Consider the following 13807-nt stretch of genomic DNA (forward strand, 5'->3'; position numbering starts at 1 on the left):
AAATATTCACGACACGACTAAGAAACCATACTGTTTTATTTATACCATAAAACCATTTCATCATTTAAGTCGCCCCAATCATACCGCCCTAAACTTGTTTCATGGATATCCAGCCTATTGTGAAATAAGCCGAAAGCCATCGCATTTATAAAATGTTTTTGTCCGCTTTCATTTTCCAATAAAAACACTTTATAGTTATGATTTACTACAAAACCATGATCTTCAATTAATTTTATGTTTTGATTTTCATCGGTTAATGATATTTCCAATCCTTCAAAAACCGAATCAATAATCAGTGTTCTCACCCCTTTAAAAATGATATCGATGTTATATTCTCTTTCACGGCTTCTCATGCTCCTGATTAATAATTGGCTATGAGATACAAGATAATCCAACATTTTAAATTCGCTTGAAAAATCGGAGAATATCATAGTTTTTATATTAAAAGTGCTATATCAAACTTAATTATTTTATATAGATAATATTCTTCACAGATTTACACAAAGCGATCAATATTTACACCACCCAAACATTGCACAAATAAAACATTCCGCCTAACCATTATCTTTGCAGGCAAAATATGATCATTCAACAATTTTACGATAAAGGCCTGGCGCATGGTTCATATGCCGTGATCCGTACGGGCAAAATGATAGTTATTGACCCGGCCCGTAACCCGCAGCCTTATTATGATTTCGCGGCCCAGCACGATGCCGATATTGTAGGTGTTATCGAAACCCACCCGCATGCGGATTTTGTAAGTTCGCACCTCGAAATTCATGAAACCACAGGCGCTGTAATTTATTGCAGCAAGTTAACCGGCGCAACATATCCGCACGAAACTTTTGATGACGGCGACGTTATCCAGCTTAACGATATTAAACTAAAAGCCATCAATACTCCCGGTCACTCGCCCGATTCTATCTGTATTTTACTGGTAGATGAAGAAGGCCGCGAAACCGCCGTCTTTACCGGCGATACACTATTTGTTGGGGATGTAGGCCGACCGGACCTGCGGGAAAATGTAGGTAACATTACTGCAAAAAAAGAGGAACTTGCCCGCCAGATGTTTCAAAGCACCCGGCAAAAACTCATGACCCTTCCCAAAAACGTAGTGGTTTACCCGGCGCACGGCCCGGGCTCGTTATGCGGTAAAAACATGAGCCCCGAGCTGGAAAGCACCATTGGCCGCGAACTGCGCGAAAATTATGCCTTACAACTGATGGATGAGCTGGAATTTGTTAAAACGCTTACCACCGATCAGCCTTTTATGCCCAAATACTTCGGTCGTGATGTGCTGTTGAATAAAAACGGGGTACCGGGCTTTGAAGACAGCATTACTGCTGTACCCCGTATGGAGGAAGGCAGCGCGTTGGAAGCTGACATTTTAATAGTTGATGGCCGTCCCAAAGCACAGTTCAGGAGCGGTCACCTGCATGGCGCTATTAACCTGCAGGATGGTGAAAAATTTGAAACATGGCTGGGTTCCATTATCGGCCCTGATGAGCAGTTTTACCTCATTGCCGAAAATGATGATAAGCTTGATATCCTGATTAAAAAAGCAGCCAAAATAGGTTACGAACAAAATATCAAAGGCGCATTGTTGGTTCCTGTAAACGCCAATGAAGTATCCCCCGATCTTGATTTAGACGCCTTCAGGGCAAATGAAAATGATTACACGATAGTTGATGTACGCAATCAGGCAGAAGTTGCGGCAGGCAAGGTCTTTAAAAATGCCGTTAGTATACCTTTGCCCGAACTGCGCGAACGCGTTAGTGAGATCCCTGCCGATAAACCTGTCATAGTGCATTGCGCTGCAGGCTATCGTTCGGCTGCCGGTGTGAGCATTGTTTCGGCTGCAATAAATGCCGTACCGGTTTATGACCTGGGTGAGGTGGTAACGGAGATGATGAAAGAGGTTCATGGCTAATGGTGATGGATGATAGTTCATGGATCATGGCCAATAAGGTCTTGGAAACTATGAACTATGAACTATCATCCATAAACCATGAACTAAGTATACTACCCAAAACTATGAACTATCATCCATGAACCATGAACTAACCATAGTCCCCACAGCCGATGGCTCAAATACAATTTACAATGCCGAAGTAGGTGAGCATTACCACTCGCGCCACGGGGCTTTGCAGGAGAGCTTGCATGTATTTGTTAAATCAGGCTTACAATATTTCCTGGAGCGGAATAACACCAGCGGGGTTAGTATCCTCGAAGTTGGTTTCGGCACCGGACTCAACTTTCTGTTAACGGCCGATGCTTGTACCGGCACGCAAATAAAACTTGATTACACCGGTATCGAAGCTTACCCCGTAAGCGCCGAAATGATGGCGCAAACCGGCTACCAGCAATACATCCCGGGGCTGCTTTGGGAACAATTCAACAATAATTATTCTGCTGCATTAACAGGTAAAGTTCAAATCGATGCCACAAACCAGCTATGTATCGCTCACAGCAAGCTGCTTGATTTTAACACAGACGAGCAGTTTGATATTATCTATTTCGACGCCTTTGCCGCAGCCCATCAACCCGAAATGTGGGATGAAGAGGCCATCAGTCATACTGTTAGCTTTTTAAAACCGGGTGGTGTGTTTGTTACCTATGCTATTACCGGCAACCTGAAACGCATGCTCAAAAGCCAGGGCTTTAAAATAGAGAAAGCACCCGGAGCACCCGGCAAACGCGAAATGCTCAGGGCAGTAAAACTTTAATCTTCCTGTTATAAAAACCGGAAGCCTACATTGAATTTCAGTGTGAAACCATTGGTAGTCGGCAATTCGCGATAAGCAAACTGGCCCTGGGTTGCCGCGCTGCGGGTAGCGTAAATAATGGGGCCGCCGCAAAGTGAAAACGCCAGCCGCGAATTTACAGGAGCGTAATTAAGCGACGGACCGATCAATAAACGGGCACCGCCTTCGGCTTCATCGGCTTCCCAAAAACCTTCCAGGTCCTGCCCTACCGCTTCAAAACCGCCGAAAAGCTGGCCCGAGATATGACGGTGCACACCAACGCTGGTTATCAAATCCAAACCATCGCGGTGAGTTGAAAACGCTTTTTCAAAGCGAAGATTAGCGCCAAGCTTCCATTTTGATACCTCATATGCCGCGGTTATACGGCTGAACGCTACAGCATCACTGTTAAACTCCCTTCTGAAGCCCAGGCTCGCCCCCGCCCTGAAACCCATAGGCTGAGTGCCGCCAATAAAATCACGCAGTACCTCGGCTTGCTGCAGGGTACGCACACCACCATTGTTACTAAAGCCTGTACCCAACATGGCCATTAAGGTAAACTTATTGCCCAGGTACCCCCTGGCCGAAAAATTTTGATCAACACCATCAAAACCCAGGGGTGTAACGGTGTGCTCACCATATCCGCCCGAATAATTTAAACTCCAGTTGCGCCCTTGCGGATTAAGTGTGCTTATAGTAAACAAAAAAGGCTGCGGTTGGCTGAAGGTGCTATTGGCCACATCGCCGGCAGGCTGCTGTTGAGCATAGCTTGCTTTAATTATCGAAACAAAAAGAAGGATAAACAGGTAAGTTTTTTTCATGGTAAAATGTGCTTATGGGTAGCATTAACAATTGGCTAATAAAATTAATTAATGTTAGTTTAAAATTAATGATACAGTAAGTTTTCATTAAAGATGTTATCATACCTTTGCAGCATAAGTATTCATTATAAATAATTTATGCCTCTAAAAGCCCCTGAAACTGCCCCTACCGCCTCCATCGCGTTCGACAGGTTACTCATAATAATGGACGACCTGCGGGCCAATTGCCCATGGGATAAAAAGCAAACGCTGGAAAGCCTGCGCCACCTTACCATTGAAGAAACCTACGAGCTAAGCGATGCCATTTTAGGCGGCGATATGCCCGAAATAAAAAAAGAGATTGGCGATATTATGCTGCACCTGGTTTTTATGCCAAAATAGCTTCCGAAACCAACGACTTTACTATTACCGATGTTTTGAACAGCGTTTGCGACAAACTCATCAACCGCCACCCGCATATTTATGGCGACATTGAGGTGCAAAACGAAGAAGATGTAAAACGTAACTGGGAGCAGATCAAACTTAAAGAAGGCAACAAATCTGTTTTAGGCGGCGTACCCTCTTCATTGCCGGCACTGGTAAAAGCATCGCGCATACAGGAAAAGGCGCGTGGCGTTGGGTTTGACTGGGAGGAGAAAAGCCAGGTTTGGGCAAAAGTTGAGGAAGAGATGCGGGAGTTTAAAAACGAATTTAATGCCGAAGATGAAAGCACTATCGACCATGAAAGGGCCGAAGCCGAATTTGGCGACCTGCTGTTTTCACTGATCAATTATGCCCGTTTTATTAATATCAACCCGGAAAACGCCCTCGAAAAAACCAATAAAAAATTCATTAGGCGCTTTCAATACCTGGAGCTTAAAGCGCAGGAAAACGGCAAACAGCTGCATGACATGAGCCTTGCTGAGATGGATATTTTTTGGGACGAGGCAAAAAAACTGTAAATAATACAGCCCGGCTGTAGCGTTTAGTTAAAAACGTGCGTAATGGTTAAAAATTGATAACGAGATAAGATTATATGAAACGTAATTTATTTTACCTGCTTCCATTACTGTTAACATTAGGCGTAGCCTGCTCGCCCAAAAATGAGGTTGTTCCGGTTGCTCAGCCACAAGGTAATTTTACAGGCGTATTTGGCGCGCTTGTTAAAAAAACAACTGGTACCGGTTATGATACCATTCGGGATACCATAGCTTTAAAACTTACTGCAACTTCATTTAAAGTAGCTGCCGATACCAGGAAACACGTAGCAAGCTACGGCTCATTTGCTTACAACGGATATTATATTCAGTTTAACGATTCATCAGCAGTAGTACCGGGTGTTAATAAATTTCACCTTAAAAGTGTTTACCAGTATTACTATGATGGCACTATACTTCAAATGCAGCGTAACAGCAACGGCGATACGTTAACTGTTCAATACAATTTGAAGAAAACTAATTAACTACTTTTTATTGTTTTATTACGTTGCCGGTGCCACATTGAGGGTACCGGCTTTTTTTGATTACTACAGCAAATAATCCGGGCAATTTTTTTTATTTTGTATCATTTAACTCTTTTGCTGCGTAAAGGCTTTAAAACAACATTTAGCGGAACTAAGTACATTTAATGCATCCACCCCTCGCATTACCGAAGAAGAGATCGTAAGGCAATGCAAAAAAGGCAGCTTAAAACATCAGGAATTGCTGTATAAGCAGTTCTATGGCTATGCTATGGGTATAAGTTTGCGTTACAGTTTAAACCGCGATGATGCCCTTGAAGCTGTAAATGACGCTTTTATAAAAGTGTTTAACGCTATTGGCGGCTACAATATCGATAAGCCGTTTAAAGCCTGGCTCCGCACCATTTTGGTTAACACAGCCATCGACCGCCGGCGCAAAGACCTTAAATTCCAGCTTAATGTTGAATTGGAAAATGCCGCCCCTATCAGGAGTAATATGGGGCCAGTTGATAATTTAAACGTACAGGATATTTTAAAATTGATGGTTGAACTCCCGGCTATACAACGAACTATTTTTAACATGTATGAGATAGACGGCTATGACCATGACGAAATAGCCACAACGCTCGGCATCCCGGTAAGCTCATCACGCGTTTACCTGAGCAGGGCGAAAGAAAGATTAAGAAGTATATTAAGAAAAGAAGCACAAAACCATGGATGACCAGTTGGATAACGACTTAAGAGACCGCATCAGGGAAGTGTTTGATAATTACGAAGACACTACCGCTGATGAAGGCTGGCTGCTGCTCAGGGAGAGATTCCCTGTTCAGGAAAAACAGCGCCGCCCGGTTTACCTATGGTGGGCAAGCGCCGCTGCTGTCCTGTTATTGTTTTTGAGTATAGGCTTATGGATAGCATCGAACAAAAATAATGTTAATAATGATGGCCAAACATTTTCGGCTAAACCGGTAAAACCTGCGCTGCCGCAAAGCAACACAGCAGATAGCAATGTTCAAAACGTTACCCCGGCACAGCCTCCTGTAACAACTAAGCAATCACCTGCAACAAACCTTGCGGGCAACAATAACACCCAATCCTCAGCAACAAAACTGAATCCGGCAGGCAACACCCCGGCAAATAAATCAAACGTACTTGCAAACAATAGCGCTTTAAATAAACCGGCGGGCAACGCAATCGTAAATCAACCGGCAGCAACCGTACCATCGTTTACACCTGTGCCGGCAAATCCTGTAACTGCAAACCCAGTTAACGGTATTGCCAAAACCAACGTGCCCCCTACAGTTCAACCGGCTAATAACAGTGTAATCAACGTAACTCCGGCTAAAAAAGCTGATAGTGTAAAATCTGTATTGCAGCAAACCAACACGCAGCAATACGCTAATAACCCTGCTGTACAGCCTCCGGCAAATACCAAACCTGTTACTGCAAACCCGCCTGCTGTTCCATCAGTAGTAAAAGTAAAACCAAAGATCAACTCTATGGAATCTTTACTTGCCAGCGATCAGGATCAGCCTAAAAAACCTGATATGGACATGAACGAACGCAGGGTAAAATTCAGTGTTTACGCGGCTACATTCTTTAACTACGCTAAGGGCAGCCAAAACCAGGTAAATGCCGGCGCCGGCTTTACATCTGATATTAAGCTAAGCAAAAACCTCAAACTTTCTACCGGTTTAGCTTTGGCCCAAAACACGCTTAATTACAATAAAAACCAACCCTCAAATGTTGCGGCTGCGGTGTCATTTTCGCCATCATTAAGCACAGCCTATAACACCCTGGCCGATTTTAGTAAAGTATCGTCTACACCTTCATTTAAAAACTACAGTGCTAACCTGATCGGCCTGGATATTCCTGTTAACCTTAAATATGAATTTAACCCGCAAAAAAATGACACTTATATTTCTGCAGGTTTAAGTTCGGGCACATTTATAAATGAAGCCTACACGGCAAGTTACAGTTACCCGGGGTTGGCACAGGCTGCAGGTGTACAACCGCAAACATCCGATGAAACAACGCACAAAAGCTTCAATAGCTTTTATTTTGCCAAAACCCTGAACGTAGCATTTGGTGTTGGCTATCCGCTTGGCAAAAGCAACAGGATAATTATTGAACCATTTTTGAAATACCCGCTTGACGGCCTTGGCTCGCAGCAGATAAAATTTGGGGCAGGCGGCTTAAACCTGAAACTGAACTTTACAACACATAAAAAATGAAAAAGTACATCCTTATCCTTGCCCCATTGTTGATTAGTGGGTTGCAGCTCCGTGCTCAAAAGTTAGAAGTTACTGTACAGGCCAACACCGGTTTATTTCATTTTGCGGGTAAATCATCATCGGCTACCACCCAGGTATTACAAGGCTCAATCACCGGAGATCCGATGAACCGTGCCAATAACCCATACGGCAGCAAAAATGGCTTTAGCTATGGTGGTAGTATCCAGGTTCAAACCGTGTCAAAAGGCGGGTTTATAGTCGGGCTGCAGGGGGGATATGAATTACTACGAAGTAAAGTTAATATCGATAAATACTCACCGATTACAACTGTCTTGTACGGTGACTATTTACCTATAACAGCAAATGATCCCAGGTTTGCAGTAACCGGTCATGTTGCTTTCCAAAACCAGAGTATTAACATTAACCCGTATATAGGTTATCGGTTTCAGCTTAATAAAGTTAAGCTTGATATTTTACCGGGGATGGATATTGGTCTGATACTGGATAGCAGGGACAAAGGTGAAGTAAAAGATAAAGACGGTAAAATTTATAAAATTGATTTTAAAAGAAGCAAAGCACCAACCGATGTTAGATTACGCCTTGGTGCTGTAGCCAGTTACGGGCGCTATGGGTTAAATGCAAGCTTTGCCCATGGCCTGACCAATTATATGAAAGACATGGTAGGCGATGCCTCCTTTAATGCGCATAGTGAATATTTTAGACTGGGATTAAGTTACCGGTTGCTTTAAACTTATTTAAACTGGATAGCCTTTACAGGCGAGATCCGGCTTACCAGCGTTGAAGGTATAATAAGTACAAGGAGGCAAATGATCAGCGTACCAATATTGAGGACAACAATATCAAAAATATTAAACTCAACCGGCACAAAGGTCATGTAATAGGAAGCCTGGTCCAGTTGGAAAAAATGAGTGTACATCTGGAAATAGCCGAGGCCTATACCCAGTAAATTGCCCAATAGCAGCCCAAATCCTATCAGGTAACTGGCATTGATCAGGAATATTTTGCGGATGGCCCAGTTAGATGCCCCCATGGCTTTGAGCATCCCGATCATAGCGGTTCGTTCAAGGATCATGATCAGCAGGGCCGATATCATATTAATAACAGCGACGGCCACCATCAATACCAGCATCACTACCGAATTTACATCCAAAAGGTTGAGCCACTCAAATATGGTAGGGTAATCTTCTTCAATGGTATACTCTTTCAATTTTACCGGCAAAACAGTCTCGAGCGCATAGGCGGCTTCATTAATATGATCAAAATCGGCTACGCGTAGTTCGTATTGGCCTATCTCGTTCGGCTTCCAGTTGTTAAGGCGGTTAATGAGCGATAAGGCACCTATCACAAAGGTTTTATCAACCTCTTCAACCCCGATATTGAAAATACCTTTGATCTTAAACTGGCGCCTGCGCAGATCATCTTCCACAAAATACATCAGCAGCTTATCCCCTACTTTCAGTTTAAGCCTGTCGGCCGTTGTTTGCGAAATCATGATCTCCTTTTGCGCCTCAACCGAATCGGCAAAGCTGATCACCTCGCCGGCTACCATCATTTTTTTAAAGTAGCTCCAGTCGTAATTTTTGTCAACGCCTTTAAGTACCACTCCTTCAATTTCATTATTAGCCTTAACAATGCCCGGTTTGGTGGCCACCGGCATTACGTGGGTAATAAACGGACTTTTAAGCGCGCGCTTAACAAATTCACTATCAGCAGGAAATGAGGAACTTTGGTAAGAGTTATTCAGGTCGAACTTAACCACACGGATGTCGCCGGCAAAGCCCCGAACTTTATTGCGGATTTCGTGTTTAAACCCTTTAACGATAGCAAGTGACAGTATCATTACACCAAGGCCCAGCATAATGCCTATTATTGCAATACGCACTATCAGTTTTGAAAATGTGCGTTTTGATTTAAATGTTATACGGGCTGATATAAAGGAGGCGAAACTCAATGGCAGACTGATTTTTTGTACCTTCGCAAATATGCGGTTTTGCTGTTAAACCTGCTACTTTTAAAATTGTTTCAACTCAAAATTTTATGAATAAGATTTGTGCTTTTTTACGATTTGCCCTGATAACAGTTTTACTTGCAAACACGGCCTGCAGCCAGGCAACCAATTATAAAAGCTGCAAGACGGCATCCATCTCAAAAAACAAAAAAAACAGCCCTATTATTCCCGGAGCTGATCAGATTCCGCTGTATATTAACTATCTTAAGGGAAAAAATATAGGCATGGTGATTAATCAAACTTCGGTTATTGGTAAAAATTTAACTGCCAGTGTAGATAGTTTGGTGCATTTAGGAGTAAACGTAAAAAAGATTTTTGGCCCCGAGCATGGTTTTAGGGGTAATGCCAGTAATGGCGCTACTGTTGGCGACACTCAAGACCCTAAAACCGGTTTACCTGTGATCTCGCTGTACGGTAACAAACATTATAAACCAACCCCGGCCGATTTGAAGGGTATCGACCTCATGATATTTGATATACAGGATGTTGGCGTACGCTTTTACACTTATATTTCAACCCTGCATTACTTAATGGAGGCCTGTGCCGAAAACAATGTAGAGCTCATGATATTTGATCGCCCAAACCCTAACGGTTATTTAATTGATGGCCCTGTTCTGGATACGGCTAACCGTTCATTTGTGGGCATGCACCCCATCCCCATCGCCCACGGTATGACTATTGGCGAATATGCCCAAATGATAAACGGCGAAGGCTGGTTAAAAAATGGGGTTAAATGTAAACTGAAGATCATTAAAGTGGCTAATTACAAGCATAATTTGCCTTATACCTTACCCGTAAACCCTTCGCCCAACTTAAATACGCCTATATCAATTTTATTATATCCGAGTACCTGCTTATTTGAAGGTACAACATTTAGTTTGGGCAGGGGTACGCTCTTCCCCTTTGCCGTACTGGGGCACCCGGCGTTGAAAGGTAAATACAGTTTTTCGTTTACGCCCAAAAGTATCCCGGGTATGAGCGAGAACCCGCCGCAGAAAGACCAGGAATGTTTTGGCATTAATCTGCAAAATATTCCGCCAACTGATATCACGGGTACAGGTGTTATTAATTTGAAATGGCTCCTGGAGTTATATAACGCATTTCCGGATAAGGACCATTTCTTTAATGCCTATTTTATAAAGCTTACGGGTACAGCCGAACTAAGGAAACAAATTGAAACCGGCAAAACCGAAGATGAGATCCGTGCTGGCTGGCAACCCGGACTAACTAAGTTTAAAGCTATACGCAAAAAATACTTACTATACGAATAACAGAATAAAGCACATCTAATACCTAAACATACTATGAGAATTATATTTATGGGTACCCCTCAGTTTGCCGTTGCCTCGTTAGACGCTTTAATTAAAGCCGGCAGTGATATCGTTGCTGTTGTTACAGCGCCCGATAAACCGGCCGGAAGGGGACAAAAAGTTAGTGAGTCGGCTGTTAAACAATATGCCGTAGCTAACGGCCTAAAAGTGCTGCAACCCGAAAAACTTAAGAATGAGAATTTTATTGCCGAATTGAAAGCATTGAAAGCCGATCTGCAGGTTGTTGTAGCCTTCAGGATGCTGCCCGAAGCAGTTTGGAACATGCCTGCCAAAGGTACCATAAATTTACACGCCTCATTATTGCCTCAATACCGCGGCGCCGCCCCCATTAACTGGGCGCTGATTAACGGCGAAAAAGAAAGCGGCGTAACCACCTTCTTTTTAAAACACGATATTGATACCGGTAACATCCTGTTCACCGAAAAAATAACCCTTACCGGCCATGAAGATGCCGGCGAATTACATGACCGCCTCATGAACAAAGGTGCAGGGCTGCTGGTTAAAACAGTTAAAGCGGTTGAGAGCGGACGTTACAACGAACACCCGCAATCGCAATTAGCCGAGGGGACAGAATTGAAACACGCGCCAAAGATTTTTAAGGATGATTGCCGGATTGACTGGATACAACCAGCTTTGTCGATCTATAACAAAATTCGCGGGCTGAGCCCTGTACCCACCGCATACACCGAGCTTAACGGCAAAAGCCTAAAAGTTTATGCATCTGAATATCAATTATCAGAACCGGCCATACAACCCGGCGGCTTTTTAACCGACAATAAAACCTATTTGAAATTTGCGGCTAAGGATGGTTTTGTGTTGCTAAAAGATATTCAGTTAGAAGGCAAGAAACGCATGGGTATTGAGGACTTTTTAAGGGGTGTGAAGTTGTAAGAACATTTCGTTGAGCATCAGGGCTCTATGCGATAGACCCTGATGGGACGGGAAGTTAATATCTACGATTGTCATTTCGACAGAACAGTGAAAAGGTATTGCAGGGCTTGAGGAGAAATCTTATAAGCCCTGTAACAAGGCAGGGCGTATAAGATTTCTCTTTCGCTCCTGCGCTTATTCCCCCGCTCGCTCTATCGAAATGACATTTTTGTTTATATGAGTTGATTTTTAATTTTTTACTTCATAACCATTATTGCTCCTATCCACATCCGGGTAGATCTTTTCAGGATCGATAACTACTTTGGCGACAGCTGCTTTTTTATCACCGGTAAAGGAATAAACGCTGCTATACTCCCAAATCTCAGCCGGGAATTCACGATGCTCTTTTGAGCCATCAGCATAAGTTATTTCAACAACCAAAGGCATGGCTGCTTTGTTCATATTTTCGACTGTAATAATAGGCTGGGAACCCGCCTTACTTTCTACTTTAACAATTTTTTGATCGAGGCGATAGTTTTCGAGGAACATCGATTTCCAAAACCAGGTTAGGTCTTCGCCGGCCGAACTATCCATACTCCTAAAAAAGTCCCATGGGGTTGGGTGTTTATAGGCCCAATCACGGATATATTTTCTGAAAGCACGATCAAAACGCTCCGTGCCTAAAATTTGGTTACGCAAAAGTGCTAACGAATAAGCCACTTTTTGATATTGCAACGGATATACCTGGTTGCCGGGTAAAGCATCAGGACGGGTAACAATAGGCAATAGCTTTTCCGCAAACAGGGAATCAAGCGGACTATCGATCTCTACATAACCTATAAACTCACCTTTATTGAAAGCTTTGGTAGCAATTTTGTCAATGAACATATTAAACCCTTCGTCCATCCATGCGTATTTACGTTCATTGCTGCCCACTACCATCGGGAACCAGGTATGGCCCAGCTCATGGTTTACTACTGCAAAATACATATTGCCGGTATCTTTTGCCGAGCAAAAAACCATGCCGGGGTACTCCATACCATCCAGGTTTGAAGCAACGTTAACCGCTTTGTTATAAGGGTATGGGAACCATTTTTCGGAAAAATGCTGCAAGGTAAATTTGATATACTCCGACGAGCGTTTCCAGCTACCTTGTTTCTCTGATTCTACCGGGTATACCGAGCTACCCATTACCCGCCTGCCATCGGCAAGTTTAAAACTCAAGCCTTCCCAAACAAATGAGCGCGAGGCCGTCCACGCGAAATCCCTTGCATTATCCAGTTTAAATTTCCACGTACAGGTAGCTTTTGCAGGCCTTGATGAAGGGTCGGTTACTTCTTTTGCTGTACGAATCTGCACCGGCACATCACTTTGTTTGGCAGCCTGCCAGCGCTTGAGTGCGGTTGGTGTTAGTACTTCTTCAGGATTGAGCAGATCTCCAGAGCTTTCCACAATAAGTCCCGATGGCACTGTGATATTAACCCTGAAATTACCATACTCCAGGTAAAACTCACCGTTACCTAAGTACGGCAGCGTGTTCCATCCTTCTACATCATCCAAAACACACATCCTGGGGTACCATTGTGCTACAGCATAAATATTGCCATTTTTTGTTGGAAGGATATCGGTGCGGTTAACCAGGAAATCAGCATTTTTATAATTGACCGGGAAGTTGTACCTGTACCGGATACTAAAGGTTATGGCCTGCCCGCTTAACAGCGGCTGTGCCAGCTCAAGCTGCATCCGGGTATCATAAATATGATATTTAATGTTTCCAACTTTGTTTCCGGCAAGCTGCACGCCTTCTACCTGGTATCCGCCATCAGGAGTAGTTTTTTCAGGATCCTGGTAAAGAAATAGCTTGGATTGAATCCCCCGCGAATCTTTTTTGAACACATTTTGTTCCAGTTGCAACCACAGTGCCGAAAGGGCTTTGGGGCTATTATTGGTATAAGTAATTGTAGCTGTACCGGTTATGACGTTGGTTTTATCATCAAGCGCTACATCAATTACATAATCGGCCTTGTTTTGCCAGTAGGCAGGGCCAGGTTCACCGGCAGCGGTACGATATGAGTTGCCCGGAGGTAATAAGGGTTGTGCCGGGAATAAATCTGAAGGACGATACTTAGTTTGGGCTGAAGAGATATCGGTTGCTAATAAACACAGGGAAACGATAATTAGCTTTATGTTTTGTAGGGGTCTTAACATATTAATAATTTAATAAACGGAGATTTGAAATTTTTACAGCTCAATATAATAAAAGTTGATGATCTGTAAAACGTGTTTTGTAGAGGCACATCACATGCGGCTCCCATAGGACAAACAGTATCAGGACAAGTC

General features: G+C 43.3%; 12 protein-coding genes and 1 pseudogene. 9 read left to right on the top strand and 4 right to left on the bottom strand.

The window, feature by feature from the left end:
• Positions 1-35: 35 nt before the first annotated feature.
• Entirely contained in the window at positions 36-431 is a 396-nt protein-coding gene (locus ACRQ5D_RS00860) for a hypothetical protein (RefSeq protein WP_091175246.1), read from the bottom strand.
• A 149-nt stretch (positions 432-580) separates the two neighbouring features.
• Here ACRQ5D_RS00860 and ACRQ5D_RS00865 point away from each other — a divergent pair, with 149 nt between their 5' ends.
• Together ACRQ5D_RS00865 and mnmD are read left to right on the top strand one after the other, a co-directional pair.
• Positions 581-1930 carry an MBL fold metallo-hydrolase gene (locus ACRQ5D_RS00865; protein ID WP_091175249.1) on the top strand — a complete coding sequence of 450 codons (1350 nt, stop codon included), beginning with the start codon at positions 581-583 and terminating at the stop codon, positions 1928-1930.
• A 118-nt stretch (positions 1931-2048) separates the two neighbouring features.
• Positions 2049-2726 (top strand): tRNA (5-methylaminomethyl-2-thiouridine)(34)-methyltransferase MnmD, encoded by a 678-nt coding sequence (gene mnmD / locus ACRQ5D_RS00870; RefSeq protein WP_091175252.1) that lies wholly within the window; start codon positions 2049-2051, stop codon positions 2724-2726.
• 8 nt (positions 2727-2734) lie between these two features.
• Here mnmD and ACRQ5D_RS00875 read toward each other — a convergent pair whose 3' ends face one another.
• Complete coding sequence (locus ACRQ5D_RS00875) at positions 2735-3565, bottom strand: hypothetical protein (protein WP_091175255.1); 831 nt, start codon at positions 3563-3565, stop codon at positions 2735-2737.
• A gap of 138 nt (positions 3566-3703) precedes the next feature.
• Between ACRQ5D_RS00875 and mazG the strand changes: the two are divergent.
• From mazG to ACRQ5D_RS00900, 5 genes and pseudogenes are all read left to right on the top strand, one after another.
• A pseudogene (gene mazG / locus ACRQ5D_RS00880) lies at positions 3704-4506 on the top strand (nucleoside triphosphate pyrophosphohydrolase).
• A gap of 74 nt (positions 4507-4580) precedes the next feature.
• Complete coding sequence (locus tag ACRQ5D_RS00885; RefSeq protein WP_091175261.1) at positions 4581-5006, top strand: hypothetical protein; 426 nt, start codon at positions 4581-4583, stop codon at positions 5004-5006.
• Between the two features lie 238 nt (positions 5007-5244).
• Positions 5245-5724, top strand: a complete 480-nt coding sequence (locus ACRQ5D_RS00890; protein WP_432328335.1) for an RNA polymerase sigma factor — start codon at positions 5245-5247, stop codon at positions 5722-5724.
• Positions 5717-7237 (top strand): hypothetical protein, encoded by a 1521-nt coding sequence (locus tag ACRQ5D_RS00895; protein ID WP_091175265.1) that lies wholly within the window; start codon positions 5717-5719, stop codon positions 7235-7237. The genes ACRQ5D_RS00890 and ACRQ5D_RS00895 overlap by 8 nt, the downstream gene beginning before the upstream one ends.
• Positions 7234-7986 carry an outer membrane beta-barrel protein gene (locus tag ACRQ5D_RS00900; RefSeq protein ID WP_091175268.1) on the top strand — a complete coding sequence of 251 codons (753 nt, stop codon included), beginning with the start codon at positions 7234-7236 and terminating at the stop codon, positions 7984-7986. The genes ACRQ5D_RS00895 and ACRQ5D_RS00900 overlap by 4 nt, the downstream gene beginning before the upstream one ends.
• 2 nt (positions 7987-7988) lie before the next feature.
• Here the strand turns inward: ACRQ5D_RS00900 and ACRQ5D_RS00905 are convergent, their stop codons facing one another.
• On the bottom strand, positions 7989-9140 hold the full coding sequence (locus ACRQ5D_RS00905) for an ABC transporter permease (protein ID WP_311085185.1): 1152 nt from the start codon (positions 9138-9140) through the stop codon (positions 7989-7991).
• Between the two features lie 155 nt (positions 9141-9295).
• On the opposite strand from ACRQ5D_RS00905, the gene ACRQ5D_RS00910 reads away from it, so the two are divergent.
• Together ACRQ5D_RS00910 and fmt are read left to right on the top strand one after the other, a co-directional pair.
• Positions 9296-10537, top strand: a complete 1242-nt coding sequence (locus ACRQ5D_RS00910) for an exo-beta-N-acetylmuramidase NamZ family protein (protein WP_091175274.1) — start codon at positions 9296-9298, stop codon at positions 10535-10537.
• A 33-nt stretch (positions 10538-10570) separates the two neighbouring features.
• Positions 10571-11488 carry a methionyl-tRNA formyltransferase gene (fmt, locus tag ACRQ5D_RS00915; protein ID WP_176844577.1) on the top strand — a complete coding sequence of 306 codons (918 nt, stop codon included), beginning with the start codon at positions 10571-10573 and terminating at the stop codon, positions 11486-11488.
• A 228-nt stretch (positions 11489-11716) separates the two neighbouring features.
• Here fmt and ACRQ5D_RS00920 read toward each other — a convergent pair whose 3' ends face one another.
• Positions 11717-13675, bottom strand: coding sequence for a M1 family metallopeptidase (locus tag ACRQ5D_RS00920; RefSeq protein WP_091175278.1), 1959 nt, complete (start codon positions 13673-13675; stop codon positions 11717-11719).
• Positions 13676-13807 lie beyond the last annotated feature (132 nt).

Source organism: Mucilaginibacter sp. P25, from assembly GCF_050859465.1.
GTDB classification, from domain to species: Bacteria; Bacteroidota; Bacteroidia; order Sphingobacteriales; family Sphingobacteriaceae; genus Mucilaginibacter; species Mucilaginibacter gossypii.